Raw genomic sequence first — 26,542 nt, forward strand, 5'->3', positions numbered from 1 at the left:
GGCTGTGCCGGCGGTGCGGTCTCGTGGGCGGACGGGGAGTCGTGGGTGGCTGGTGCGGGGGCGGAAGCTGCTCCGGTTCCCGTACTCAAAGGGATTCGCCTCCTTGCGATGACGACTTCGTACGTACGCGGGTGGGGGCCGCGTCGGTCACGGTGAGCGTCCGGCAGAGATGCGCACCCGTGGCCGCGACACCCCGGCGCGGAGTGCTGCTGTACCCCGGATGCGCCCCGGTCACAGGTGCGCCAGCTTCTCGAGGACGGGGGCTGCGGCGCGCAGTGCCGCCCACTCGTCCTCGTCCAGGCCCTCGATCAGTCCGGCCAGGAACGCGTTTCTCTTGCGGCGGCTCTCCTCGAGCATCGCCTCGGCGCGCTCGGTCTGGGTGACCACCTTCTGGCGCCGGTCCTCGGGGTGGGGCTCCAGGGCGACCAGACCCTTGCTCTCCAGCAGGGCCACGATGCGGGTCATCGAGGGCGGCTGGACGTGCTCCTTGCGGGCGAGCTCGCCCGGGGTCGCGGAGCCGCAGCGGGCCAGGGTGCCGAGCACCGACATCTCGGTGGGGCTCAGCGACTCGTCGACCCGCTGGTGCTTGAGTCGGCGCGACAGGCGCATCACGGCGGAGCGGAGAGCGTTCACGGCGGCAGCGTCGTCGCCATGGGTCAGGTCAGGCATGCTCTTTAGGATAACTCATTACTTTCCCTAAAGACCACCCCAACACGCGCCCATGAGGGTGACTCCGGCCACTTCCGAAACCCCACTCCCGAACCATGGCGAGAAAACTCCTGAGCTGCAGGTATCACCCGAACGAGTGATCTCGCAGCGAAACGTGACCCGTCGCGCGCCCGGGTCGGGCGACCCTCATGGGCATGGGGACCAGCGTGCTCAGTGTGCGGATGGACGGGGAGCTGCTCAAGCGGCTCCGGCGCCATGCCGCCAGAAGAGGAATGAGCGTCCAGGACTATGTCGTCCGGACGCTCATTCGCGATGACTTCGACCAGCGGTTCGAGGCCGCCGTCGAGGAGACGGAACGGTTCTACAACGGTTCCACGGGGTCACCCGACCGTCGCCCGACCCCGCAGGCCGACCCGGCGGATCAGGTCAGGCCCAGCGCCGGCATCAGGTAGTAGAAGGCGAAGACCGCCGACACCACGTACATCGCCGCCGGGACCTCGCGCCCGCGGCCCGCGGCCAGGCGCAGCAGCACGAAGGTGATGAAGCCCATGCCGATGCCGTTCGTGATCGAGTACGTGAACGGCATCATCAGCATCGTCACGAAGGCGGGGATCGCGATGGTGTGGTCCGCCCAGTCGATCTCCTTGATCGAGTTGGACAGGATCAGGAAGCCCACCGCGACCAGGGCCGGGGTGGCCGCCTGGGACGGCACCATCGTGGCGACCGGGGTGAGGAAGAGCGCCACGGCGAACAGCAGGCCCGTGACGACGTTCGCGAAGCCCGTGCGCGCGCCCTCGCCGACACCCGCCGTGGACTCCACGAAGCAGGTGGTGGCCGAGGAGGAGCTGGCGCCGCCCGCCGCGACCGCGATGCCGTCGACGAAGAGGACCTTGTTGATGCCGGGCATGTTGCCCTCGGCGTCGGTCAGCTTGGCCTCGTCGCTGATGCCCATGATCGTGCCCATCGCGTCGAAGAAGCACGACAGCAGGACCGTGAAGACGAACAGGATGCCGGTCAGCACGCCGACCTTGCCGAAGCCTCCGAACAGGCTGACCTTTCCGATCAGGCCGAAGTCGGGGGTGGCGACCGGGTTGCCGGGCCACTTCGGAACGGTCAGGCCCCAGCTGGGGACCTTGGCGACGGCGTTGAGGACCACCGCGAGGACCGTCATCGCGACGATCGAGATCAGGATCGCGCCCGGCACCTTGCGGACGATCAGCGCGAAGGTGAGCAGCGCGCCGAGGACGAAGACCAGGACGGGCCATCCGTTGAGGTGCCCGTTCATGCCGAGCTGGAGCGGGACCGTGGTCTGGGCGACGTCGGGGATGCGGGTGACGAAGCCGGAGTCCACGAGACCGATCAGCATGATGAACAGGCCGATGCCGATCGAGATGCCCTTGCGCAGGCCGAGCGGCACGGCGTTCATCACGCGCTCGCGCAGACCGGTGGCGACCAGCAGCATCACCACGAAACCGGCGAGGACGACCATGCCCATCGCATCCGGCCACGACATGCGCGGGGCGAGCTGGAGGGCGACGACCGTGTTCACGCCGAGGCCGGCGGCGAGGGCGATCGGGACGTTGCCGATCACGCCCATGAGCAGCGTGGTGAAGGCGGCGGTCACGGCCGTCGCGGTGACCAGCTGGCCGTGGTCCAGGTGGTGCCCGTACATGTCCTTCGCGCTGCCGAGGATGATCGGGTTCAGCACGATGATGTACGCCATCGCGAAGAAGGTGGCGAAACCGCCGCGGATCTCGCGGGACAGCGTGCTGCCCCGCTCGGAGATCCTGAAGTAGCGGTCGAGGGCGCCGGACGGCGGCCGGGTGGCCGGCTGCTGCGCGGCGGAGGCCTTGGCGGGGGCCGAGGTGGACATGCGGGACCTCAAAAGTGCAGGGGGGATCACGTGATCACGGGGGACCACGTGGATCACTGGGGATCGCTGACAGACGTGATCGAGTCTCGCCGCCGCTTGATCACCAACAGGTCTCCCCCAGGTTTCTGTTGGTGTTTCGTACGAACATAAGCGGCCAGACTCGAACCGTTTCAGTATGAACGTATAAGCCGCTGATCGCTATCTCCGCGCGTAGACCCTTGGCGCACAAGGGCAGGCCGGGTCACCGGCCGGGGCGGTCCCGTCGCCTCGTAAGCTGTGCGTATGGCGAAGTGGACCCCCAGGCACGAGGCTCCGGAGCCCCTCGAGGGCCCCGTGGTGCCCGTCGTCATCGGCGGCACGATCCTCTGGTTCCTGATGTTCCTGGTCCAGCTGCCGTTCTACGGCTGGTTCGCCGACCACGGGCACACCTGGTGGCTGTGGACGTGCCTGGCCGGAGCCGGGCTCGGCTGCGTGGGCATCTGGTACGTGCGCAGGCGCGACGCGGCGATCAAGCGGGCCTCCGCCGGCAAGCGGTAACGCGGCGACGACACGAGCCGTGTACGGCTCCCGTACAACCACCGCACGACACTCCCTCCTCCCCTGGTCGGATCTTTGAAGTGCTCGGCGGGTGAAGGCGCAAATCCGCACGTACCGTCGAATGCATGACGCACATCGACGCGGGTGCCGAACTCGATCCCGTGCACCCCGCCCCGATGCCCGTGCGGACGCGCGGCCTGACCGCCGCCGAAGTGGCCGAGCGGGTCGCCCGCGGTGACGTCAACGACGTTCCGGTCCGCAGCAGTCGCTCCCTGGGCGGGATCGTCCGCGCGAACGTCTTCACCCGCTTCAACGCGATCATCGGTGTGCTCTGGCTGATCATGCTGTTCGTGGCGCCGTTCCAGGACAGCCTGTTCGGGTACGTGATCATCGCCAACACCGGCATCGGCATCATCCAGGAGTGGCGGGCCAAGAAGACGCTGGACTCCCTCGCGGTGATCGGCGAGGCGCGGCCGACCGTGCGCCGGGACGGGACACCGGTCGAGATCAGCACGTCGGAGATCGTGCTGGACGACGTCCTGGAGATCGGGCCCGGTGACAAGATCGTCGTCGATGGCGTCTGCGTCGAGACCGACGGGCTGGAGATCGACGAGTCGCTGCTCACCGGTGAGGCCGACCCCGTCGTCAAACGGCCCGGTGACCCGGTGATGTCCGGCAGCTTCGTGGTCGCGGGCGGCGGAGCGTTCCAGGCGACCAAGGTGGGCCGCGAGGCCTACGCCGTCCAGCTCGCCGAGGAGGCGAGCCGCTTCACGCTCGTGCACTCCGAGCTGCGCACCGGCATCTCCACGATCCTCAAGTACGTCACCTGGATGATGGTCCCGACCGCGATCGGCCTGGTCATCAGCCAGCTCGTGACCACACAGCACGGGATCAAGGACTCCGTCGCCCGCACCGTCGGCGGCATCGTGCCCATGGTCCCCGAGGGGCTGGTCCTGCTGACCTCCGTGGCCTTCGCGATCGGTGTCATCCGGCTGGGCCGCAAGCAGGTCCTCGTCCAGGAGCTGCCCGCCATCGAGGGGCTGGCCCGCGTCGACACCGTCTGCCTGGACAAGACGGGCACGCTCACCGAGGGCGGCATGGACGTCACCGAGCTGCGCCCCCTCCAGGGCGCCGACGAGACCTACATACGCAAGGTGCTCGGCGCCCTCGGCGAGGCGGACCCGCGTCCCAACGCCTCCCTCCAGGCGATCATCGACGCCTACCCGGACAGCGAGGACTGGCGCTGCACCCAGGCCCTGCCCTTTTCCTCCGCCCGCAAGTACAGCGGCGCCTCGTTCAGCGAGGGCGACGGCCAGGCCAGTACCTGGCTGCTCGGCGCCCCCGACGTCCTCCTCGACCCCGACGACCCTGCCCTGACCGAGACCGAACGGCTGAGCGAGCAGGGGCTGCGTGTGCTGCTGCTGGCCCGCGCCTCCCGGGACCTGGACGACCCCCGGGTCGCGGCCGGCGTCCGGCCCACCGCGCTGGTCGTCCTGGAACAGCGGCTGCGCCCGGACGCCGCCGACACCCTGCGCTACTTCGCCGACCAGAACGTCCACGCCAAGGTCATCTCGGGCGACAACGCGGTGTCGGTGGGCGCGGTGGCCGGGAAGCTCGGCATCCGTGGCGAGGTGATGGACGCCCGGCACCTGCCGCAGAACCAGGACGAGATGGCGAAGTCCCTGGACAAGGGCACCGTCTTCGGCAGGGTCACCCCGCGGCAGAAGCGGGACATGGTGGGCGCCCTCCAGTCGGGCGGGCACACGGTGGCGATGACGGGCGACGGCGTGAACGACGTGCTGGCGCTCAAGGACGCGGACATCGGGGTGTCGATGGGCTCCGGCTCGGAGGCGACCCGGGCGGTGGCGCAGATCGTGCTGCTCGACAACAGCTTCGCGACGCTGCCGTCGGTGGTCGGCGAGGGCCGGCGGGTGATCGGGAACATCACACGGGTCGCGACACTGTTCCTGGTGAAGACGGTGTACTCGGTGCTGCTGGCGGTGCTGGTGGTGTGCTCGCAGGTGGAGTACCCGTTCCTGCCCCGGCACCTGACCCTGCTGTCCACCCTGACGATCGGTGTCCCGGCGTTCTTCCTGGCCCTCGCGCCCAACAAGGAGCGGGCCAGACCCCACTTCGTCCGGCGGGTCATGCGGTACTCGGTCCCGGGCGGGACGGTGGCGGCGGTCGCCACCTTCGTCACGTACCTGATCGCCCGCCACCACTACACCGGCCCCGGCTCCCTGGCCGCGGAGACCAGCGCGGCGACCCTGACGCTGTTCCTGATCGCCATGTGGGTGCTGGCGATCGTCGCCCGCCCCTACACCTGGTGGCGGATCGGCCTGGTGGCCTCGATGGGCGTGGCGTTCGTGTGTGTGCTGGCCGTGCCGTACCTGCAGCACTTCTTCGCCCTGCGGCTGGTCGGGGAGACGATCCCGTGGGTCGCCGTGGGCATCGCGGCGGTGTCGGCGGCCGCCCTGGAACTGCTGTGGAAGTGGGTCGACCGCCGGTTCCCCGCCTAGGGAGAGCCCCTGGGGCTTGCTTACTTCACGTCGACGTAGTCACCTGTGGCGCTGACCGCCGGGGTCGTCGAGGTGCCGGCGAAGCTGAAGCGCCAGTAGCCGTCGTAGTTGGCGGTGGTGGTGGTCTTCAGGTTGCCGTAGGAGTTCGTGTACACCGTCTTGACGGTGGTGTACGTGCTCGTGCCCGCCTTGCGGAACTGGAGCTTGACCGGCTGGTTGGCGTAGCCGTGGTAGTGGTTGTCCTCCCAGTTGGCGCGGCTCAGCTTGCCCGTGACGGTGAGCGTCCTGCCCTTGTAGACCGGCTCGGGGCCGGCGTCGGCGGTCAGCGTGGAGTTGCGCTGGACCAGGGTCGTGCCGAGGCCGCCCTGGTCGGCGACGCCGACCTTGGACAGGTCGGGGTTGGTCGAGTTCTGCTGGCCGTTCCAGTCGATGGCCAGGGCGCCGGCGCTCCACGAACCCGCGTCGGCGTTCATGAGGTCGCCGTCGGCCGGGTAGATGTCGATGTTGCCCTTGCAGGTGGCGGTGGTCGACGAGGTCGCGGTGCAGGTCGCCGGCTTGTCCCCGAAGAGCATGTTGCTCGGGTTGTCGTACGAGCCCTTGTAGATGTACGGGCCCGTCTGGAAGTCGGACGACGTGATGTCGACGTCGGAGCCGTGCGTGAGGGTGTAGCTGACCGAGAAGGCGACGTGGCTGGTGGTGCCCACCTTGTACGCCTTGCCGATCTTGAGGTTGGAGAAGGTGACGTCCAGGGCGTACGGCTGGCCGGTCGTCTCGGTGGCCGCGGTGAACGCGGTCTTGGCGGAGCCGGTTCCGGAGCCTGCGATGGCGGCTTCACGGATCGTGGCGGCGTGCGTGCGGTAGGACGCGGAGCCGTCGGCGTGCGCGGCGGGCACGGCGAAGGCGGAGAGGGCCAGGGCGCCGGAGACGGCGGCCACAGTGGCACGAATACGCATGGGTTCCCCAAGTGGAGAAAGGGCCCACGGAGTTGCTTCACGTGGGACCGGAGTTTCTGGGGAGTCTCTTGACTCGTGCGATCAGACACGTGGCCGAAACGCATGGTTGTACGAGTCCTGATCTTTTTTCGTGGCGCTGCCCGGACCGGTTTCCGTGGCACTGCCCGGTCCGGGTGCGCGGGCCGGGCCACGACGGATACGGCCCCCGCCTCCCGCCCAGGAGGCAGGGGCCGCTCGGTGTGACAGCCTGCTGTGCGTGGACTTACCGCACGTCGACGAAGTCACCCGTGGCGCTGACCGCCGGGGTGGTGGACGTGCCCGCGAAGCTGTTGCGGTGGTACCCGTCGACCGACGCCGTGGCGGTCGTCTTCAGGTTGCCGTACGAGTCCGTCTTGATGGTCTTCGGCGTGGTGTAGGCCCGGTGCCCGGCTGGGTCTGTGGAGTCCCCTGACTCCACAGACCCGGACCCGTGGCGGAAGTGAAAGGTTGTGCGATGTTGTGAAGCTTCTTCGAGGGCGGTTTGACTCGCCGTCAGCTCCTGAGGGCTGTCAGTCGAACCAGCGGTCCCGCGCCAACTCCTCCGTGCGGGACGGGTCCTCCAGCAGCGCCGCCACCTCGAAGCGGCGCGGCCACTGACCCGCCGCCCAGGCCAGGCCCGCAGCGACGCCCTCCAGGGTGGCCGCGTGCAGGACACCGTCGGACGTCAGGCGCCAGTCCAGCTCGACCCCGTCGACGACGAGTTCCTCGTGCTCCACGTACGTCCCCGGGGTCCGCGGTCCGAGCAGGATCCGCACGGAGTCCGGTACGTCGTGCTCGACGCCCTCGGAGGTCACCTCGCCCGTCACCGACTCGCTCAGCCGCCGCACCTGGAACAGCTCGGCGAGATCGGCGGCCCGGGCCGGGCGCACCGGCAGCAGCGGCACGCCCTCGGTGAAGGGCAGCAGGTCGGGCGAGTCGACGACCACCGCGTCGGCGGCGTCCACCACGGTCACCCGCCCGTCGACCACCGCGCGCAACTCCTCCGGCAGGGTCACCTGCTGCGGGTCCAGCTCGGCCAACGCACCGTACAGCGCGTGCAGTTGGGCGGCCGAGACGAGGCGGTCCGGGTCGGCGAGCCGGTCGAGGAGTTCCGCCGCGCCGCCGGGCTCGTCGAGGAGGGCGGCGACCGAGGTGCGTACGCCGAGGGCGCGCAGCACCTGCTCGTCGTCGAAGCCGGTGGCGTCCGCCTCCTCGTACAGGCCCGCGAGCAGCGGGTCGCCGCCCGCGGCGCGCAGACCGGCCGGGCGGCGGCCGTCCAGCACCGGGTGGCCGCGCAGCCACCAGGCCGTGTAGGGGCGTACGACCTCGTGCGTGCCGTCCGGCAGCAGCACCCGCACCGGCTGGGTGAGCGCGTCCCTGAGCGGGGGCCGCGAGAGCAGGGCGAGGGCCTGGGGCCAGCGGTCGTCGTCGACCAGGTCCAGGTCCCGTACGGCGACGATCTCGGTCGCCACCGGCGGTACCGGTGTGTCGGGCAGCCGGTCCAGGACGTCCTCGCACCACACGTCGACCGCGTCGAGCAGCCCCACGTCGTCGGGTTCGGCGAAGTCGGAGTCGCGGGGCTCCAGTTCGTCCGGGTCGAGGACGACGTCGGTGGCGCGGACGAGGGCGAAGTTGGCCAGCACGCCGCAGGCGGCCAGCGGCTGCTCGCCCCAGCGCTCGGCCAGTTCGGCGTCCACGCAGGCGAGTTCGCCCTCGCGCATGATGCTCGCGAACGGGCTGCCGGGCAGGACCAGTTCCCCGGCGGGCGCGAGTTCGCCGTCCTCGTCGGGCAGCGCGAGGGCGCCGAGCCACGGCTCGTCACCGGGCTCCAGGCCCGCCTCGCGGACCAGCGCGAGCACGGTGTCCGCCAACTCCTCGGCGTCCAGCCCGTCCTGGTCCCAGCCCGTACCCTCATCGTCCAGGGAAGCGGCGACGGAGGCCCGCACCTGCGGGGTGGTGAGGATGGCCCGCGGGGTGGCCGGGAGCGCGCCGAGCTTCTCCAGCAGCGGGTGGGCGCCGTCCGCGTGCGCGACCTTCAGGCCGAGGCGGGCCAGCGCCTGGGGAGCCACCGGCGGCCCGTCGAAGGTCGGCAGCAGGATCTGCCGGGGCCCGATCGTCGTACGTCCGTCGGCCAGCGGCACCGGCAGCCCGGACAGCCGGTCCGGGTCGACCCCGGCCAGGCTGTCGTACAGCCGCCACCACCACTCCGGCTCCTTCTCCAGCCCCGCGAGCCGGTCGATCGCCTCGGTCAGCGGCACCCGGGCCACGCCCAGCGTCCGCAGCTCCACGCGGCGTTCGAGGCCCGCGGGCAGCAGGCAGGGCAGCACCTCGGCGAGGACCCGCACGGTCCCGGCCCCGGCGCCCTCGACGACTTCGGCGTCCCGGGGGCGCAGCGCCTCGGGCAGTTCGTCGTCGTCGCCGGGCTCGCCCGCGGGGGGCAGGAACGCGGTGCGCGGCAGCCGCTCCAGGATGGCGCCCCGCAGCGCGCCGTCCAGCTCTCCCTTGCCGAGCGGGCCCGGCACCAGGTCGAGGATGCCGGGGCTCACCGGGCGCCATTCGGCGAGGAGTTCGGCGTAGGCGTCGGCCGCGCGCTCCACCAGGAAGTCGGTCAGCGGGCCGGGCGCGGCATGGCGGCGGCTGGTGTCCAGCGGGAACGACGCGATGAGCAGGGCGGGCACCCCGAGCGGCTCGTCGCTGGGGGTCGGGGCGTGCACCACCGGCGCGGTGCGGGGACGGGACGGTGTGCCGTCGGCGTCCGCGGGGACGGCCCAGGTGACCGACCAGTGGGGGCGCAGCCGCTCCTCGACCGGGCGGTCGGCGAGCAGGTCCGGGGTGAGGGGGCCGTGCCGGGAGACGGTACGCCAGCGGGTGGTGCCGTCCCGGGAGTCCTCCACGACCGTGTCGGTACCCTCGGCGCGGCGGATCAGCGTGCGGGGGCTCTCGTCGTGGATCTCCACGACGACCTCTTCGAGGCCGGGCAGGGCGAGCAGCAGCGCGTCGTCGACGGCCCCCAGCAGCCGCTCGGCGAGATCGGCGGCCGCCGCGTCGCGCAGCGGGAGGATGACGGCGGTGTCGTACGGGTCCGGGGCGGTGCCCTCGGCGGCGAACGGCAGCCTCAGCAGCGGTACGTGCCCGTCGCGGCGGCGGATCTCGTCGCCGAGGCCGGGGCTGTGCCGGGCGGTCTCGGTGGCCAGTTCGCGGGCCTCGGACAGGGACCAGCGCACCCCGCCGTGCCGGCCGACGACCGCGGGCTCGTCGCTGACGGCGAGGACGGCCGCGAAGCCGACGCCGAAGCGGCCGACGGCCTGTTCGCGTTCGTCACGCTTGGCGGAGGCCCGCAGGGTGGACAGCGACTCGACACCGGCCGCGTCCAGCGGGGCACCGGTGTTGGCGGCGACGAGCACGCCCTCGCGGAGGGTGAGCCGGAGCCGGCCGGGTACCCCCGCCCGGGCCGCCGCGTCGGCGGCGTTCTGCGCGAGCTCCACGACCAGGCGGTCGCGGTAGCCGCCGAGGACGAGGTCCTCCTCGGCGTTGGCGTCCTCGCGGAACCGGGCCGGGCTGGTGGCCCAGGCGTCCAGCACACCGCGGCGCAGGCGGGCCGTGCCGAACGGGTCCCCTTCGGCTGCCGGTCGCACGAACTTGCTCACGCTTCATCCTCCACCCGGGTCGCTTCGCTGGATGAAGGTACCGTGCGCGAGGTCTGCCCTCGGCTCCGGGAAGGCGCTCGGCCAGGCTCCGAACGTGCGCTACGAGTGCCCGAGCTCCGCCGACGACTCGTCCGCCACCGCCGGCACCGACCCCTCCGGCGACGGCCGCAGAGGAAACGGTTCGACCTTGGTCTCGTCCACCACCGGCGGAGCCGGGCGCGGTGTCTTCGGCATGACCGCCGCCTCCGAGTGGCCGCCGCAGCCGTACGACAGGGAGACGACGCGGCCGTCCGCCGGGGAGAACTCGTTGGCGCACACCCCGAAGGCCTGTCCGAGCGAGCCGCCGATCGGGACCAGGAAGCCGCAGGTGACACAGGAGGCGGGAGCCGCCTGCGCCATCGGCGTCTTGGGGCCGAACGCCTCCTCCCAGCGGTCGGCGGCTACGTGCAGTCCGTAGCGGGACAGGACCCGGGCGCGGCGCATGCCCAGTTCCTCCGCCACCGCGGAGATCGAACCGCGCGACGGGGCCATCGGCAGGTTCGCCGGGGCTCCGGCGGTCACCTCCGCGTCCTCCGCCTCGACCAGCTCGGCCATCTCGCCGGAGACCGCGGAGTTCGGCGGCGGCTCCTCCTCGCCGGTGAAACCGGGCTCCAGGCGCAGGTCCTCGGCGTCCGTCGGCAGCAGGTCGCCGGGCCCGAGGTCGCCGGGGCGCAGCCGCTCGCTCCACGGCACCCACTCCGGGGCGAGCAGTGCGTCGGGGCCGGGCAGCAGCACCGTCTCGTCCACCGTGACGATCTTCGCGCGCGAGGCCCGCGCGACCGTCACCGCCCAGCGCCAGCCCCGGTACCCCAGTTCCTTGCACTCGAAGAAGTGCGTGACAACACGATCACCCTCGGACACCATCCCGGCGTGCTCGCCCACGACGCCGGGCGCGGCGGCCTCCTCGGCGGCGGCGCGGGCGAGGTCGATCGCCTCGGCGCAGAGGCGGTCGGGGGTGCGGCTTCGCGTTGTCGCGCTCACAGGTATCGCTTCTCTCCTACGCCGTCTCACAGGTGCGCCCTTTCTCGGCTGGGTGCGGACGGAGCGGACCTGAGGGCCGCGTCGACGTCCGCGCCCGATCGCGCTCGGGCGCACCCACACCATCCATTCTGCGGGATGGATTTCAGGCGCGCGGCCGAGAACAATCGCCACGGCGCGCTACGCACGCTACCCTCTCCGCGCCCCGGGGCCCACACCGAGTGGCTGCGCTTTCCCGGAGCCCCGCCCTCCGCATACCGTTCCGGACATGTCGCCGCGGCGTCTTCCGGCCGCGCGCAGGTGACCTGTTCCCTCCCCGCGCCCCACCCCTGTACGACACCGGTCGATCCCGTAGGTGCGGCAATACGTGCGGTAACGGCGCTACACCCGCCCTTCTCGGGGCACTATGACGGGGTGGCAGCCGCGAGGTCGTCCGAGGGAACCACCGGGGTCGGTGGGGCCGGAGGGCACAGCCGGGGTGGCGGTTCGGGCCGGTTCGGCGGGCCCGTCCGCGCGGTCGGCCGTGCCGTGCGCCGCCCGCTCACCGGTGTCGCCCGCGGAATCCGGAAGGCCACGCACGCGCACGGCGCGGGCGAGTCCGGCCTCGGCAAGCTCATCGAACTGCACGCCGTGAACGGCGCCGGCGACGTCATGATCACCGTCGCCCTCGCCTCCACCGTCTTCTTCTCCGTCCCGACCGACGAGGCCCGCGGCCGGGTCGCGCTCTACCTCGCCATCACCATGGCGCCGTTCACGCTGCTCGCCCCCGTGATCGGTCCTCTCCTCGACCGGCTCCCGCACGGCCGGCGAGCCGCGATGGCGGGCGCGATGCTCGCCCGCGCCCTGCTCGCGCTGATCATCTCGGGGGCGGTGGCGAGCGGAAGCCTGGAGCTGTACCCGGCGGCGCTCGGCGTCCTCGTCGCGTCGAAGGCGTACGGCGTCGTCCGCAGCGCCGTGGTGCCACGGCTGCTGCCGCCCCGCTTCTCCCTGGTGAAAGCCAACTCCCGGGTCACCCTCGGCGGCCTGCTCGCCACCGGGCTGGCCGCCCCGGTCGGGGCCGCGCTGCACGCCATCGGTCCCGGCTGGCCGCTGTACGGCGCCTTCGTGCTGTTCGTCGCGGGGACGGTCCTGTCGTTCTCGCTGCCGCCGAAGGTCGACTCGGCGAAGGGGGAGGACCGTGCGCTGCTCGCCGCGGACGAGGAGCATCTGCACGGCCCGGGGCGCAGGGCGGCCGCACGCCGGCCCGGGCTGCGCACCGTGGGCCCCGCCGTCATCCACGCCCTGGCCGCCAACGCCGCGCTGCGCTGTCTGTCCGGCTTCCTGATCTTCTTCCTCGCCTTCCTGCTGCGCGACCACCCGCTCACCGGGGAGAGCGCGGCGGTGTCGCTGGGCATCGTGGGCGTCGCGGCGGGGGCCGGGAACGCGCTGGGTACGGCCGTCGGTGCCTGGCTGAGGTCGCGCGCACCGGAAGTGATCATTGTGACGGTGGTGGCGATCGTGCTGGGCGCGGCGATCACGGCGGCGGTGTTCTTCGGGGCGTTCCTGGTGGCGTGTCTGGCCGCGGTGGCCGGATTCGCTCAGGCGCTCGCCAAGCTGGCGCTGGACGCGCTGATCCAGCGGGACGTGCCGGAGCTGGTGCGTACGTCGGCGTTCGCGCGCTCGGAGACGCTGTTGCAGATGGCCTGGGTGCTGGGCGGGGCGATCGGGATCGTGCTGCCGCTCAACGGGGTGCTGGGGCTCTCGGTCGGCGCGGTGATCGTCGCGGCGGGCTGGCTGCCGACGGTACGCGCACTGATGGCCTCGGCGCGACGCGAGGGCCCGGCTCCGGCCAGGGCGGGCGGGGCCTGATCGCGGGAGCGGGCGGCACGTCGTCCACCCCGCGTGGGAGGCGCTCCGGTCATGCCCGATAGCCTTCGGCCATGACCGCACTGCGTTCCCGTCGCGCCGTAGCCGCCTTCGGCGCCGTTTCCGCCGGACTGCTCCTGCTGTCCGCCTGTAACAAGCCGTCGCCGCTGGCGACCATCACGGTCGGCACGAACTCGGTGAGCTCCCAGACCGACTGCTACAACGACGGCAAGGAAGTCCCGTCCGGCGACCTGGCGAAGTGCCTGAAGTCGAAGGACATCAAGTCCATCAAGGTGGACCCGGACGAGACGGTCCGCTTCGGCGTCGACCCGGCCGTCGCGGACAAGGGCTGGACGATCCTGATGAACGGCCAGCCGCTGACCGAGTCCAGCACCAAGACCTACCGCACCATCCCGGGCAGCGTGTTCTTCAACGCCCAGTACGGGGCGAGCGGCAACTCCACGCTCGTCTCCATCAAGGAGGGCGAGAGCAAGGTGACGGGGCTGTGGTCCTTCAAGCTCGAGAAGGCTTCCTGATCACTCCTCCGCGCAGGAGGGTCCTGGTGGCCACCGCGGTCCCCGTGGAACGGGACGCGGTGGCCAGGGCCTTCCCGTCCCCACCGGTCGAGGTACCGCTGCCCGGGGTGACCCTGCACCGCACCGGCGCCCTCGACCTGCTCGCCGCCGGGGTGGGCCCCGCCCGCGCCGCCGCCTCCACCGCCGCCGCGCTCACCGCCGCCGCCCTCGACGGCACCCCCTACGGCCTCGTCGTCTCCGCCGGCATCGCGGGCGGCTTCCTGCCCGACGCGCCCCTCGGCTCGCTCGTCGTCGCCGATGACATCGTGGCCGCCGACCTCGGCGCCGAGACCACGGATGGTTTCCTGCCCGTGACCGAACTCGGTTTCGGGACCGTCAGCCACCGGCCACCGGAATCACTCGTACGAGAGCTCGTCGCCGCCACCGGAGCCCGCGCCGGGACCGTCCTCACCATCTCCACCGTCACCGGCAGCGCCGCCCGCGCCGCCGAGCTGCGCGCCCGGCATCCGCGGGCGGTCGCGGAGGCGATGGAGGGGTTCGGGGTCGCGGAGGCGGCCGCCGCGCACGGCACGCCCGTCGTGGAGGTCCGGGCCGTGTCCAACCCCGTCGGCCCGCGCGACCGCGCCGCCTGGCGCATCGGTGACGCGCTCACGGCCCTCTCGGAGGGCTTCGGGAAGCTAGCGCCCGTATGGGAGAGTTGGGAGTCCGCATGACCGCATCCGCCGAGCCCCTGAAGATCGCCTACTCCCCCTGCCCGAACGACACGTTCGTCTTCGACGCCCTCGCCCACGGCGGTGTGCCGGGCGCGCCGGCGCTCGACGTGACGTTCGCCGACATCGACATCACCAACGGGATGGCCGAGCGCGGCGAGTTCGACGTGCTGAAGGTGTCGTACGCCGTCCTGCCGTACGTCCTGGACGAGTACGCCCTGCTCCCGTGCGGGGGCGCGCTGGGGCGTGGGTGCGGGCCGCTGGTGCTCACGCGGGAGCCGGAGGTCGACCTCACCGGCCGGACGGTCGCCGTGCCGAGCGAGAGGTCGACGGCGTACCTGCTGTTCCGGCTCTGGGCGGCGGACACCGTCCCCGGCCGGGTCGGGGAGATCGTCGTCATGCCGTTCCACGAGATCATGCCGGCCGTGCGGGACGGGAAGGTCGACGCCGGGCTGGTCATCCACGAGGCGCGGTTCACGTACCAGAATTACGGGCTGCACAAGCTCGCGGACATGGGTGAGCACTGGGAGGACAGCACCGGCCTGCCGATCCCGCTGGGCGCGATCATCGCCAAGCGGTCGCTGGGCGCGGACACGCTGAAGCTGCTCGCCGACTCGATCCGCACGTCCGTACGGGCAGCCTGGGACGACCCCGAGACCTCCCGCCCCTACGTCATGGAGCACGCGCAGGAGATGGACCCGGCGGTGGCCGACCAGCACATCGGCCTGTACGTCAACGAGTTCACGGCCGACCTGGGGGCGGACGGCTACGCGGCCGTCCGCGGTCTGCTCACTCGTGCGGCGGCCGAGGGGCTGGTACCGCCCCTCGGCCCGGACGCGCTCGCGTTCCCCTGACGGGGGCCGGTGCGTCGCGCGCGGTCAGATGTCGAGCTGGTCGGCGACCGCGCGCAGCAGGCCCGCGATCTTCTTGCCGGAGGCCTTGTCGGGGTAGCGGCCCCGCTCCAGATTCGGCGTGATGTTCTCGAGGAGGGTCGTCAGGTCCTGGACGATGGAGGCCAGTTCGTCCGGCTTCTTGCGCTGCGCGGCGGCGACCGAGGGGGTCGGCTCCAAAAGGGTGACGGACAGCGCCTGGTCGCCGCGCTGACCGGCGACCACTCCGAACTCCACACGCTGTCCCGGCTTCAGGGAATCCACTCCGGCGGGGAGAACCGAGGAATGGACGAAGACGTCGCCGCCGTCGTCGCGGGAGAGAAAGCCGAAGCCCTTCTCGCTGTTGAACCACTTGACCTTGCCGGTAGGCACGTCTGTCCTCGTCCTCGTACTCGTCGGAAACTGCGTCTGCAAAGTGTTTCGGGAAACTGCTCTGGAGAGCACTGCAGCGGGCCGCGTGGACCCGCCGGTACCAAGGCTAATGGTCCAGGGGCCGGTGACAAGACGTCGCCGAGTGGTTCCTCGCGGTGGGAACTACCCTGGTCCAGTGCGTGACAAAACCCAAGCGAATTCCGCCGCGGCCGGCGACCGGCTGATCCGTGCCGGTGCCATCGTGTTCTTCCTCGGGGCCGTGTCCACTCTGGTCACCGTGGCCCCGTTGCTGCTGGGGACGAAGCCTTTCCCAACGTACATGTACGGCCTGTGCATGCTCATGGGCGTGGGCTTCCTGATGGCCGGGGCCGGCGTCCTGCAGTCGATCGCGGAGGGCCGCAGGCAGGCGCGGGGAGCGGGGCAGCGGTAGCGACCGCGGGCCGGGCGGCGGTGGCGGGCGCTACCGGGCTCCGTACGTCGCGAGCCAGGCCGGGAACTCGGTCAGGTCGGTGAGGATCACGTCCGCGCCCGCGCCCCGCAGCTCGTCGGCGTCGCAGGGGCCCGTGGCGACGGCGACGGAGTGCGCTCCTGCCGTACGGGCACCGCGTACGTCCCCCGTGTGGTCGCCGACGTAGACCGCCGCGCCGTGGTCGAGCAGGGCCTCCGCCTTGCGCTCGGCCCACAGGTCGCCGATCACCGCGTCGGGTTCGATGCCGAGGTGCTCCAGGTGCAGCTTGGCGTTGGGCTCGTACTTGGCGGTGACGACGATCGCCCGCCCGCCGGCCGCCCGTACGGCCTCGATCGCCTCGCGGGCGCCGGGCAGGGCGGGCGTCGCGGCGATGGCGATGGTGGGGTACATCTCCCGGTAGAGGTCGGCCACGGCGTCGATCTGCTCCGCCGGGAACCAGTTCACGAGCTCCTCCGCGAGCGGCGGCCCGAGCCGGGTGACGGCCAGGTCGGCGTCGATGTACGTGCCGGTCCGTGCGGAAAGTGCCTGGTAGCAGGCGTGAATCCCGGGCCGGGAGTCGATCAGCGTCATGTCGAGGTCGAAGCCGACCGTGAGGGGGCGCGAAGTCATATGGGCGATTGTCCCAGGGGGGATCAGTATCAAATGGGCTCAAATCACCTCATCGGTGACATCATGAATAGTGAATTCCGCATCACGATCGTCGTCCGACGGGACGACACCTGAGCCTCTTCCTGTTTGTCACCACGGGAAGGCGGTGAGCACGTGAGCGACACCGAGCAGGAGCCCACTGCGGCCGAAGGGACAGAGGCAGAGACCACCCCTGAGGGGGCACCGGCCACCACCGGGACCGGCGCCGAGGGCGAAGAGCCGACCACCGAGGCGGCGGACACGGGGGCGGAAGGGCCCGAGACCACCGCGACCGAGGACACCGGGGCAGAAGCACCGGAGACCGCGGCGGCCGGAGAGACCGGTACCGAGGAGACCGGGACCGAAGGGCCTGAGGCCACCACGGCCGGGGAGACCACGACCGGAGGGCCCGAGGCCACCACGGCGACCGAGGAGGCCGGGGCTGAGGAACCCGCCGCTCCCGCGACCGAGGAAACCGCGGCCGAAGAGAGCGGCAGCGAGGAAACCGCCACGGAGGAGTAAGGGAAAGGGAGTACGAGTAGTCGCGCAGCGATGAGCGATGAGTATGGACGGCCCCGGCTCCGGGTGAGCCGGGGCCTTTGTGGTGTCAACGGCGGCGCTGTGAGCGCCAGATCAGGAACAGGGCCGAGGCGACGGCGGCGCCGCGGACGACCCACGGCCAGGTCTGGGCGATCGCGTCGTTCATGTGGCCCTGGGCGATGGGGGTGCCCCAGCGGCCGTCCGTGCGGCCCCACAGCCAGACGATGCCGGCGGCCGCGACCAGACCGGGCATGCCCATCACCGCCCACTTGGACTCGGTCGGGCTGAGCCGACGGGACGCCCACGCGATGAGCCAGCCGAGGCCGAGGGCGACCCAGTTGCCGAGCACCGCACCGGCGAGGAGGAGACCGGCGGCCAGGAGCAGCAGGGGGTTGCGCCATCCCGTCAGGCGCGGCAGACGGCGGGCCGGGGCGGCGGCGGTCTCCTCGGCGCCGGGGGCGGCCTCCACGGCCGGTACCGGCTCCGGCTCCGATTCCGTCCGCTCGGTCTTCGGCTTCGGCGTGTCGCGCGGCGGCGGCTTCAGCAGCTCGGGGATCTCCACACCGCCGACGAACCCGGGGACACCGTCACCGACCCCGAACGCACCGCCGGGCCCGCCGTCGACCCGCCACCAGTCGGGCTGGACGGCGCTGTCACCGAGCTCGTGGGCACCGGCCAGGTGGGGTGGGGAGGGGGCGTTCCGGGAAGTGTCGGCGGGCGGCGGATCGGCAGGGCGGGGCCGGGGTACGACGCGGCGCAGGCCCTTGGGGCGGTCATCCGTGCCGTTCACCCGCTGGAGGGGGACGGAGGCGGGGCGGCTCTCGGTGGCGCCGGCGGGGGCGTCGGCGGACGCGGCGGCGACGACCTCGTCGGGGGTGCCGAGGCGGGCGAGGATACGGCGGACGGTGGCCGGGCTGTCGACGGGGGCCTTGGCGCGGCGCCGGTCGATCTCGTTGCGCAGGTCCGACACGAGCCGCATGCGCGCGGCCGACGGCAGCTGGCGCTGCTGGGCCAGGTCTCCGACCCGGCTCAGGTAGTCGAAGACGAGCTGATCGCTCTCAATCCCCACGAAGCCCCTCCGGGGTGGCGCCGCATGTCCCCCGTACCGTATCCCGGTCGAACCGTCCCTGGGGGCCACGCCCCCAGCCCCCCGATCGGCCTTCGGCCCGAAGAGCCCGGACGGCTTGGACACGCGCCCGGCCGCGGGCCACATGTGGCAGGTCGCGCCCACGCGCGGCGGAGCCGCACATCGACACAGCCCCCCGCCCCTTCGGAGCGCCGCCCCCGACCCCCCGATCGGCCTTCGGCCCGAAGAGCCCGGACGGCTTGGACACGCGCCCGGCCGCGGGCCACATGTGGCAGGTCGCGCCCACGCGCGGCGGAGCCGCACATCGACACAGCCCCGCGCCCCTTCGGGGGCGCTGCCCCGGCCCCCTCAGGGGTGCAGGGGACCCAGTCCCCGCCCAGGACCCAGGAGCCGGGCCCCCTCAGGGGTGCAGGGGACCCAGTCCCCGCCCAGGACCCAGGAGCCGGGCCCCCTCAGGGGTGCCGGGGACCCAGTCCCCGCCCAGGACCCAGAGGCCGGGCCCCCTCAGGGGTGCCGGGGACCCACTCCCCGCCCAGGACCCAGGAGCCGGGCCCCCTCAGGGGTGCCGGGGACCCAGTCCCCGCCCAGGACCCAGGAGCCGGGCCCCCTCAGGGGTGCAGGGGACCCAGTCCCCGCCGGGGGCAGGGGCGGAGCCCCTGGTGGGGTTGGAGGGGCGGAGCCCCTGGTGGACGGGGAGGGTAGGGGCGGCGGGGGCGAGGACCGCTCGGTGGCTGCGGGCATCGGACGCGTCGGTCCCGCCCCACCCGCTAACGTTGACCGGATGACGACCGAGGAGCGCTCACGCAAGGAAGCCACCGGCACCGGTGCGCCCCGTTCGCTGGCCGAGTCCCTGCGGGCCAGGGACGACGCCTCCCTGGCCGCCCTCCTCCGCGCCCGCCCGGACCTCATCACCCCGGTCCCCACCGACCTCACCCAGCTCGCCACCCGCGCCGCCACCCGAGCCAGCGTCATCCGCGCCCTGGAGCGCCTCGACCGGTTCGCCCAGCAGACGGCGGAGGCGCTCGCCGTGGCCGCGGACCCGGCGTCGTACGGCCAACTCCTGCAGCTCATGACCGGTGACGGCGGGGCCGAGGCCGATCCCGTGGTCGCCGAGGCCGTCCCCCACGCCCTTGCCACCCTGCGCGAGCAGGCCCTCGTGTGGGGCACCGACGACCGGCTCCACCTCGTCCGCACCGCCCGCGAGCTACTCGCCCCCTCCCCGCAGCACCCTTCCCCCACCGGCCTCGGCCCCACCGTCGCCGAGGCCACCGCCGGCATGTCCCCGGGGCGGATCCAGGAGATCCTCACCACGACCGGACTGCCGACGACCCACGACGCCGTGTCCGCCGTGGCCTCGCTCACCGGCCTCTTCAGCGACCGCACCCGCCTGGCCGCGCTCCTCGCCACCGCCCCCGCCGAGTCCCTGGAGGTCCTGGGCCGGCTCGTCTGGGGGCCGCCGTACGGGCAGGTCACCCCGGACCCCGCCCCGCGGCTGCGCTGGCTCCTCGACCGGGGTCTGCTGCTGCCCACGGCACCCGGCACCGTCGTCCTCCCCCGCGAGGTCGCCCTGCATCTGCGTTCCGGGCGGGCGCACCGCCATCCCGAGCCGCTGCCGCCCGCCGTGGAGCCCGCCGCCACCCACCGTCCACAGGTTGTGGACGCCACCGCGGCCGGTCAGGCGTACACGGCGCTCGCCACCGTCGAGGAGCTGCTGAAGGACTGGGACGAGGGCGGGCCGGCCGTGCTGCGGGCGGGCGGACTGAGTGTGCGGGATCTGAAGCGGACCGCCGTCGCCCTCGACGTGCCCGAGCCCGTCGCCGCCTTCTGGGTGGAACTCGCCTACGCGGCGGGCCTGCTGGCCTCGGACGGCGAGGCCGACGAGCGGTACGCGGCCACCCCGGCCTACGACGAGTGGCTGGAACGCCCCGCCGCCGAGCGGTGGACCCTGCTCGCCACCGCATGGCTGGCCGCCACCCGCACCCCCGGTCTCGTCGGCGGGCGGGACGCCAAGGACCGCACCCTGTCCGCGCTCGGCCCCGGTCTCGACCGCTCCTCCGCGCCCGAGGTCCGCCACCGCGTCCTGGCCCTGCTCGCCGGGCTGCCGGAGGGCGCCTCCGCCACCCCCGAGTCGATCCTGGCCCGGCTGCGCTGGGAGCGGCCCCCGCGCGGCACCCGGGCCGGCGGCTCTGAGCCCGGCGCCGAGGATCTGCGCGCCCGCCTCGCCCAGTGGACCCTCTCCGAAGCGGAACTCCTCGGCGTGACCGGCCGCGGCGCCCTGTCCGCCCACGGCCGCGCCCTGATCGGGGAGCCCTCCGGTCACGCCCCGTCGGTGGAGCCCACCGCGACCGGCCCCGGCGACAAGCTCCCCGTCCACCGGCACCACCACAGGACCTCCGTCCCCCGCGCCCCGCTCACCCCCGCCGAGCAGGCCGCGGCCGCCGCCCGCGCCGCCCGCCTGCTCGCCCCGCTGCTGCCCGAACCCCTCGACCACGTCCTGCTCCAGGCGGACCTCACGGCGGTGGCCCCCGGCCCGCTGCAGCGCCCGCTGGCCGACGTGCTCGGCGTGCTCGCGGAGGTGGAGTCGAAGGGCGGCGCGACCGTCTACCGCTTCACGCCCGCCTCCGTCCGCCGCGCCCTGGACGCCGGCCGCACCGCGTCCGACCTGCACGCCTTCCTGGCCGCCCACTCCCGCACACCGGTCCCGCAGCCGCTGACGTATCTCATCGACGACGTCGCGCGGAAGCACGGTCACCTGCGCGTCGGCGCGGCCTCCGCGTATGTGCGCTGCGACGACGACGCCCTGCTGAACGAGATCCTCGCCGACAGGCGCTCGGCCGCCCTGCGCCTGCGCCGCCTGGCCCCGACCGTCCTGGCCGCCCAGACCGACCCGGCGACCCTCCTGGAGGGGTTGCGGGCCATGGGGCTCGCGCCGGCCGCCGAGTCCGCCGAGGGCGACGTCCTGATCAGCCGCGCCCATGCCCACCGGACCCCGCCGCGCACCCCGCCCGAGCCGGTCCCGGACGGCCCGCCGCCCCCGGACGCCACCCTCCTCACGGCCGCCCTGCGCGCCATCCGCGCCGGCGACCTGGCCTCCACGGCACCCCGCAAATCCACCGGCGCTCCCGCCACAGGTGGCGACCTGCCGCGCACCACCTCCGCCGAGACCCTCGCCACCATGCAGGCCGCCGTGCTCACCGGCGAGTCCCTGTGGATCGGTTACGTCAACGCCGAGGGCGCCGCCAGCCAGCGCGTCATCGCCCCCATCCGCGTCGAGGGCGGCTTCGTGACGGCGTACGACCACACGGCGGACGAGGTCCGCACCTATCCGCTGCACCGGGTCACGGGGGTCGCGGAACTCGCGGACGACCAGGAGTGATCGTTCCGTCGAGCCGGCCGTGATCGTCCCTCCATGAGGCACACTGGACGTTTGGCCGCAGCGTATGGCCGTAGCGAAAGGGTGCGCGCGTGAATGGTCCGCTGATCGTCCAGTCCGACAAGACCCTGCTCCTCGAGGTCGAGCACGAGCAGGCCGACGACTGCCGTCGGGCCATCGCGCCGTTCGCCGAGCTGGAACGGGCACCCGAGCACATCCACACCTACCGCGTGACCCCGCTCGGGCTGTGGAACGCGCGCGCCGCGGGGCACGACGCCGAGCAGGTCGTGGACGCGCTCGTGCAGTACAGCCGGTATCCGGTGCCGCACGCGCTGCTCGTCGACATCGCCGACACCATGGACCGGTACGGGCGGCTCACCCTCAGCAAGCACCCGGCCCACGGGCTGGTGCTGACCACCACCGACCGGCCCGTCCTCGAAGAAGTGCTGCGGTCGAAGCGGATCACTCCGCTGGTCGGGGCGCGGATCGACGAGGACACCGTCGCGGTGCACCCCTCCGAGCGTGGGCAGATCAAGCAGGTGCTGCTGAAGCTGGGCTGGCCGGCCGAGGACCTCGCCGGGTACGTCGACGGCGAGGCGCACCCCATCGAGCTGCGCGAGGACGGCTGGGCTCTGCGGCCCTACCAGAAGCAGGCCGTGGAGAACTTCTGGCACGGCGGCAGCGGCGTCGTCGTCCTGCCCTGCGGTGCCGGGAAGACCCTGGTCGGCGCCGGGTCCATGGCGCAGGCCAAGGCGACCACGCTGATCCTCGTCACCAACACCGTCTCCGCACGGCAGTGGAAGCACGAGCTGGTGAAGCGGACCTCGCTCACCGAGCACGAGATCGGCGAGTACTCGGGGACCAGGAAGGAGATCCGGCCGGTCACCATCGCCACCTACCAGGTCCTCACCACCAAGCGGAAGGGCATCTACCCGCACCTGGAGCTGTTCGACTCCCGGGACTGGGGGCTGATCGTCTACGACGAGGTGCACCTGCTGCCCGCGCCCGTCTTCAAGTTCACGGCGGACCTGCAGGCGCGGCGGCGGCTCGGGCTGACGGCGACGCTGGTGCGCGAGGACGGGCGCGAGTCGGACGTGTTCTCCCTGATCGGGCCCAAGCGGTTCGACGCGCCGTGGAAGGAGATCGAGGCTCAGGGGTACATCGCGCCCGCCGACTGCGTGGAGGTGCGGGTCAACCTCACCGACTCCGAGCGGCTCGCCTACGCCACCGCCGAGCAGGAGGAGAAGTACCGGTACTGCGCGACCACCGACACCAAGCGGAAGGTGACCGAGGCGCTGGTGCGGCGCTTCGCCGGGCAGCAGATCCTCGTCATCGGGCAGTACATCGACCAGCTGGACGAGCTGGGTGAGCATCTGGGCGCGCCGGTCATCAAGGGCGAGACGTCCAACGCGCAGCGCGAGAAGCTCTTCGACGCGTTCCGCCAGGGCGAGATCAGCGTGCTGGTCGTCTCCAAGGTCGCGAACTTCTCCATCGACCTGCCGGAGGCGACGGTCGCGATCCAGGTGTCGGGGACGTTCGGGTCGCGGCAGGAGGAGGCTCAGCGGCTGGGGCGGGTGCTGCGCCCCAAGGCCGACGGCCACCAGGCCCACTTCTACTCGGTCGTCGCCCGCGACACGATCGACCAGGACTTCGCGGCCCACCGCCAGCGCTTCCTGGCGGAACAGGGCTACGCGTACCGGATCATGGACGCGGACGAGATCCTGGCCGGGGAGAGCTGAGCGGGACGGGTGACTAGGGGTGGCGGCGGATGCCCGCCTCCTCGCCGTACTCGCCGAACAGGACCACGTCGATCGCGGCGCCCAGGAACACCTTGACGGCGCGCAGGGCGTCGGCGACGCGGTGCCGGTGGTGGTCGCCGTCGAGGGCCGTCGCACCGGACGGCGGCCCGTGCCGGGAGGGGGTGAAGGTTGCTGCGCTCATGTCTCCATGGTGGAACGACACCACCCGAATGGCGTCGGACCAGGGACGTAACCTGCGCGGCCCGCTCCTCCCCCTTCAGTCGCCCCCGCGTAGTACCCGGGAGGGACACCGACCCTTAGGGCACCCGGGCCGACGGCCCTGAGGCCGCGGAAAAACCGTTGGCCGCCGTATCCGCCCGTCACCTAGAATCCCCTCTCTTGCCCGCCTCCCTCACGGAGAGCCGCCGTCCGGACGGAAACCGGACGGCAGAACCGCCACCCGTCACCGCAGCAGCCGGCCGCCGGTACGCACGCACCCGCACGTGCACGTGTACTGCCCGGCCCCTCGCCACGCCCCGGAGGCACCTTTCCGTGTCCACCCCGACCACCCCGACCACCCCGTCCACCCCGGACTCCGCCCCCGACACCGACCCCCTCTCCCGCGAGCGCGCCCACCTCGCCGCCTCCCGGGCCGCCCTGCGGGCCATGCGCGAGGACGTGGAGAACCTCGACATCCGCGACGTCACGGCGAACTGGGTCAACGCCGAGGTCCTCGCCCACCAGATCGAGGAACGCATCAAGGCCCTCGCCGACCTCAGCCACACCCCGCTCTTCTTCGGTCGCCTGGACTACCTGCACGCCCCCGGCGCCGACCAGGCCGAGGGGGCGGAGGGGGAACGCTTCTACATCGGGCGGCGGCACGTGCACGACGCCGACGGCGACCCCATGGTCATCGACTGGCGCGCCCCCGTCTCCCAGCCGTTCTACCGGGCCTCCAAGAAGGACCCGATGGACATCGGGCTGCGCCGCCGCTTCGGCTACACCGGCGGCGACCTGACCGCCTACGAGGACGAGCACCTCTCCGACCCCGCCGAGGCCGCCACCACCAGCAAGTTGCTCCAGCAGGAGATCGAGCGCCCGCGTGTCGGCCCGATGCGCGACATCGTGGCCACGATCCAGCCCGAGCAGGACGAGATCGTCCGAGCCGGGCTGTCCGGGACCGTCTGCGTCCAGGGCGGACCCGGCACCGGCAAGACCGCCGTCGGACTGCACCGCGTGGCCTACCTCCTCTACGCCCACCGCGAGCGTCTGGCTCGCACCGGCACCCTCGTCATCGGCCCCAACAAGTCCTTCCTGCACTACATCGAGCAGGTGCTGCCCGCGCTCGGCGAGTTGGAGGTCAAACAGGCGACGGTCGACGACCTGGTCGCGCACGTCGAGGTGCGCGGCACGGACACCGCGACCGCCGCGGTGATCAAGGGTGACGCGCGCATGGCGGAGGTCCTGCGCCGGGCCGTCCGTTCGCACGTGACGATGCCCACCGAGCCCGTCGTGGTGGTGCGGGGGTCGCGGCGCTGGCGGGTGCCGGCGTACGAACTGGAGGAGATCGTACGAGAGTTGCTGGACCGGGACATCCGGTACGGCGCCGCCCGCGAGGCCCTGCCGCAGCGGATCGCGCACGCCGTGCTCGTGCAGATGGAGCGCTCTGGCGAGGCGCCGGACGACCGGGTGCAGGACGCCGTCGCCCGCAACCCCGCGGTGAAGGCGGCCGTCAAGGCGATCTGGCCGCCGGTGGACCCCGCGAAGCTGGTGCTGCGCCTGCTGACGGACGCCGACTTCCTGGCCGAGCACGCGGACGGTGTCCTCGAAGCGGACGAGCAGAAGGAGATCCTCTGGACGAAGCCGGTCAGGTCGGTGAAGTCCGCCAAGTGGTCGCCCGCGGACGCCGTGCTGATCGACGAGGCCACCGACCTGGTGCAGCGCACGCACTCGCTCGGGCACGTGGTGCTGGACGAGGCGCAGGACCTGTCCCCGATGCAGTACCGGGCGGTCGGCCGACGCTGCACGACCGGTTCGGCCACCGTGCTCGGCGACCTGGCACAGGGCACCACGCCCTGGGCGACGCGGAGTTGGCAGGAGGCGCTCGCCCACCTCGGGAAGCCGGAGGCGGTGGTCGAGGAGCTGACGGCCGGTTTCCGCGTGCCGACGGACGTGATCACGTACGCCTCCCGGCTGCTGCCGCACATCGCGCCGGGTCTGACGCCGGTCGCGTCGGTGCGGGAGAACCCGGGCTTCTTCGAGGTGCGTACGATCACCGGGACCGCCGAAGTGGTCGCCGCCTGCGCGGAGTTGCTGCGCAACGAGGGCTCGACGGGTCTGATCGCCGCTGACGCCCGTGTCCCCGCACTGGCCGAGGCCCTGACGGCAGCGGGCATCCCGTACCTGGCCCCCGGCGAGGAGACCACCCGGGAGACCCGCCTGACCCTGGTGCCGGCCTCGCTCGCCAAGGGCCTGGAGTACGACTACGTGGTCCTCGACGAGCCACAGGCCGTCGTCGACGGCGAACCGGACGAACGCACGGGCCTGCGCCGCCTCTACGTGGCCCTCACCCGAGCGGTCTCGGGCCTGATCGTGACGCACGCGGCACCGCTGCCGCCGCAACTGGGCTAGGGCCTTCAGGGTTCAAAGGGTCAGGCGCGGCACCTTGCGCGGTGCCGCGCCTTCACCCTGGTCAGGTGAGCCAGTTGTAGATGTTCCAGCCGTAACCGATGGACGTGCGGGCCAGGAAGGGTGCCGAGGCGTTCCCGGTGCCGCGGTAGAGCCACAGGCCACCCTTGCTGTCGCGGGCGACGAGATCCGCTTTGCCATCCCCTGACAGGTCGGCGGTGCCGACGACGGAGCTGTAGACGTTCCAGCCGTAACCGATCTGCTTGCGGGGCGCGAAAGGCGCGTTCGGGTTGCCGGTGCCCTGGTAGAGCCACAGGCCACCCTTGCTGTCCCGGGCGACGAGATCCGCCTTCCCGTCCCCTGTCAGGTCACCGGTCCCGACGACGGAGCTGTAGACGTTCCAGCCGTAACCGATGGACGTGCGGGCCAGGAAGGGTGCCGAGGCGTTCCCGGTGCCGCGGTAGAGCCACAGGCCACCCTTGCTGTCGCGGGC

Annotated in this window: 22 protein-coding genes and 1 pseudogene; 12 read left to right on the forward strand and 11 right to left on the reverse strand. The window is 72.4% G+C overall.

Going from position 1 to position 26,542, the window contains the following annotated elements; translation table 11 throughout:
• Positions 1-231: 231 nt before the first annotated feature.
• Entirely contained in the window at positions 232-669 is a 438-nt protein-coding gene (locus ACFYZJ_RS26180; RefSeq protein ID WP_200420914.1) for a MarR family winged helix-turn-helix transcriptional regulator, read from the reverse strand.
• 194 nt (positions 670-863) lie between these two features.
• On the opposite strand from ACFYZJ_RS26180, the gene ACFYZJ_RS26185 reads away from it, so the two are divergent.
• Complete coding sequence (locus ACFYZJ_RS26185) at positions 864-1,121, forward strand: ribbon-helix-helix protein, CopG family (protein ID WP_388571790.1); 258 nt, start codon at positions 864-866, stop codon at positions 1,119-1,121.
• Here the strand turns inward: ACFYZJ_RS26185 and ACFYZJ_RS26190 are convergent.
• On the reverse strand, positions 1,091-2,542 hold the full coding sequence (locus ACFYZJ_RS26190; RefSeq protein ID WP_388571791.1) for an NCS2 family permease: 1,452 nt from the start codon (positions 2,540-2,542) through the stop codon (positions 1,091-1,093). The two genes, ACFYZJ_RS26185 and ACFYZJ_RS26190, sit on opposite strands and share 31 nt — an antisense overlap.
• Before the next feature lie 282 nt (positions 2,543-2,824).
• On the opposite strand from ACFYZJ_RS26190, the gene ACFYZJ_RS26195 reads away from it, so the two are divergent.
• On the forward strand, positions 2,825-3,079 hold the full coding sequence (locus tag ACFYZJ_RS26195; protein ID WP_388571793.1) for a DUF2530 domain-containing protein: 255 nt from the start codon (positions 2,825-2,827) through the stop codon (positions 3,077-3,079).
• Positions 3,080-3,204: 125 nt separating this feature from the next.
• Entirely contained in the window at positions 3,205-5,598 is a 2,394-nt protein-coding gene (locus tag ACFYZJ_RS26200) for a cation-translocating P-type ATPase (protein WP_388571795.1), read from the forward strand.
• Between the two features lie 20 nt (positions 5,599-5,618).
• On the opposite strand, the gene ACFYZJ_RS26205 is transcribed toward ACFYZJ_RS26200, so the two are convergent.
• From ACFYZJ_RS26205 to ACFYZJ_RS26220, 4 genes and pseudogenes are all read right to left on the reverse strand, one after another.
• The gene (locus ACFYZJ_RS26205; RefSeq protein ID WP_388571797.1) at positions 5,619-6,551 is read right to left on the reverse strand and encodes a hypothetical protein; all 933 of its coding nucleotides are present in this window, start codon (positions 6,549-6,551) and stop codon (positions 5,619-5,621) included.
• 262 nt (positions 6,552-6,813) lie between these two features.
• Positions 6,814-6,972: pseudogene (locus ACFYZJ_RS26210) on the reverse strand (calcium-binding protein); the annotation flags it as partial.
• Between the two features lie 127 nt (positions 6,973-7,099).
• The gene (locus ACFYZJ_RS26215; protein ID WP_388571798.1) at positions 7,100-10,216 is read right to left on the reverse strand and encodes a sacsin N-terminal ATP-binding-like domain-containing protein; all 3,117 of its coding nucleotides are present in this window, start codon (positions 10,214-10,216) and stop codon (positions 7,100-7,102) included.
• Positions 10,217-10,315: 99 nt separating this feature from the next.
• The gene (locus ACFYZJ_RS26220; RefSeq protein WP_388571799.1) at positions 10,316-11,236 is read right to left on the reverse strand and encodes a DUF3027 domain-containing protein; all 921 of its coding nucleotides are present in this window, start codon (positions 11,234-11,236) and stop codon (positions 10,316-10,318) included.
• A 411-nt stretch (positions 11,237-11,647) separates the two neighbouring features.
• Between ACFYZJ_RS26220 and ACFYZJ_RS26225 the strand changes: the two genes are divergently transcribed.
• The 4 genes from ACFYZJ_RS26225 to ACFYZJ_RS26240 all read left to right on the forward strand — a co-directional run bounded on the left by ACFYZJ_RS26225 (position 11,648) and on the right by ACFYZJ_RS26240 (position 15,178).
• Positions 11,648-13,081, forward strand: a complete 1,434-nt coding sequence (locus ACFYZJ_RS26225) for an MFS transporter (protein ID WP_388571800.1) — start codon at positions 11,648-11,650, stop codon at positions 13,079-13,081.
• 71 nt (positions 13,082-13,152) lie between these two features.
• Entirely contained in the window at positions 13,153-13,614 is a 462-nt protein-coding gene (locus ACFYZJ_RS26230) for a DUF2771 domain-containing protein (RefSeq protein ID WP_388571802.1), read from the forward strand.
• A gap of 26 nt (positions 13,615-13,640) precedes the next feature.
• Positions 13,641-14,327: a futalosine hydrolase gene (locus ACFYZJ_RS26235; RefSeq protein WP_388571803.1), complete on the forward strand. Its 687-nt coding sequence runs from the start codon at positions 13,641-13,643 to the stop codon at positions 14,325-14,327.
• On the forward strand, positions 14,324-15,178 hold the full coding sequence (locus tag ACFYZJ_RS26240) for a 1,4-dihydroxy-6-naphthoate synthase (protein ID WP_388571804.1): 855 nt from the start codon (positions 14,324-14,326) through the stop codon (positions 15,176-15,178). Before ACFYZJ_RS26235 ends, ACFYZJ_RS26240 begins: the two co-directional genes overlap by 4 nt.
• Positions 15,179-15,202: 24 nt before the next feature.
• On the opposite strand, the gene ACFYZJ_RS26245 is transcribed toward ACFYZJ_RS26240, so the two are convergent.
• Positions 15,203-15,586 (reverse strand): cold-shock protein, encoded by a 384-nt coding sequence (locus ACFYZJ_RS26245; RefSeq protein WP_388571806.1) that lies wholly within the window; start codon positions 15,584-15,586, stop codon positions 15,203-15,205.
• 175 nt (positions 15,587-15,761) lie between these two features.
• Between ACFYZJ_RS26245 and ACFYZJ_RS26250 the strand changes: the two genes are divergently transcribed.
• Positions 15,762-16,016: a hypothetical protein gene (locus ACFYZJ_RS26250; RefSeq protein WP_263230614.1), complete on the forward strand. Its 255-nt coding sequence runs from the start codon at positions 15,762-15,764 to the stop codon at positions 16,014-16,016.
• A gap of 30 nt (positions 16,017-16,046) precedes the next feature.
• Here ACFYZJ_RS26250 and ACFYZJ_RS26255 read toward each other — a convergent pair whose 3' ends face one another.
• A complete protein-coding gene (locus tag ACFYZJ_RS26255) occupies positions 16,047-16,664 on the reverse strand; it encodes an HAD family hydrolase (RefSeq protein ID WP_388571808.1) in 618 nt (205 codons plus the stop codon).
• 153 nt (positions 16,665-16,817) lie between these two features.
• On the opposite strand from ACFYZJ_RS26255, the gene ACFYZJ_RS26260 reads away from it, so the two are divergent.
• Positions 16,818-17,204 (forward strand): hypothetical protein, encoded by a 387-nt coding sequence (locus ACFYZJ_RS26260; RefSeq protein ID WP_388571809.1) that lies wholly within the window; start codon positions 16,818-16,820, stop codon positions 17,202-17,204.
• A gap of 85 nt (positions 17,205-17,289) precedes the next feature.
• Here the strand turns inward: ACFYZJ_RS26260 and ACFYZJ_RS26265 are convergent, their stop codons facing one another.
• Positions 17,290-18,291, reverse strand: coding sequence for a hypothetical protein (locus ACFYZJ_RS26265; protein ID WP_388571810.1), 1,002 nt, complete (start codon positions 18,289-18,291; stop codon positions 17,290-17,292).
• Between the two features lie 799 nt (positions 18,292-19,090).
• Here ACFYZJ_RS26265 and ACFYZJ_RS26270 point away from each other — a divergent pair.
• On the forward strand, positions 19,091-21,685 hold the full coding sequence (locus ACFYZJ_RS26270; RefSeq protein ID WP_388571811.1) for a helicase-associated domain-containing protein: 2,595 nt from the start codon (positions 19,091-19,093) through the stop codon (positions 21,683-21,685).
• Between the two features lie 89 nt (positions 21,686-21,774).
• A complete protein-coding gene (locus ACFYZJ_RS26275) occupies positions 21,775-23,421 on the forward strand; it encodes a DNA repair helicase XPB (protein ID WP_388571813.1) in 1,647 nt (548 codons plus the stop codon).
• A 13-nt stretch (positions 23,422-23,434) separates the two neighbouring features.
• Here ACFYZJ_RS26275 and ACFYZJ_RS26280 read toward each other — a convergent pair whose 3' ends face one another.
• Positions 23,435-23,623, reverse strand: coding sequence for a hypothetical protein (locus ACFYZJ_RS26280; RefSeq protein WP_388571815.1), 189 nt, complete (start codon positions 23,621-23,623; stop codon positions 23,435-23,437).
• Positions 23,624-24,087: 464 nt separating this feature from the next.
• Here ACFYZJ_RS26280 and ACFYZJ_RS26285 point away from each other — a divergent pair, with 464 nt between their 5' ends.
• Positions 24,088-26,052, forward strand: a complete 1,965-nt coding sequence (locus ACFYZJ_RS26285) for a HelD family protein (RefSeq protein WP_388572121.1) — start codon at positions 24,088-24,090, stop codon at positions 26,050-26,052.
• A 61-nt stretch (positions 26,053-26,113) separates the two neighbouring features.
• On the opposite strand, the gene ACFYZJ_RS26290 is transcribed toward ACFYZJ_RS26285, so the two are convergent.
• Positions 26,114-26,542, reverse strand: a 429-nt coding sequence (locus tag ACFYZJ_RS26290) for an FG-GAP repeat domain-containing protein (protein ID WP_388571817.1), incomplete at its 5' end; no start/stop codon positions are given.

The sequence above is a fragment of the Streptomyces sp. NPDC001848 genome (assembly GCF_042891915.1).
Taxonomy (GTDB): Bacteria; Actinomycetota; Actinomycetes; order Streptomycetales; family Streptomycetaceae; genus Streptomyces.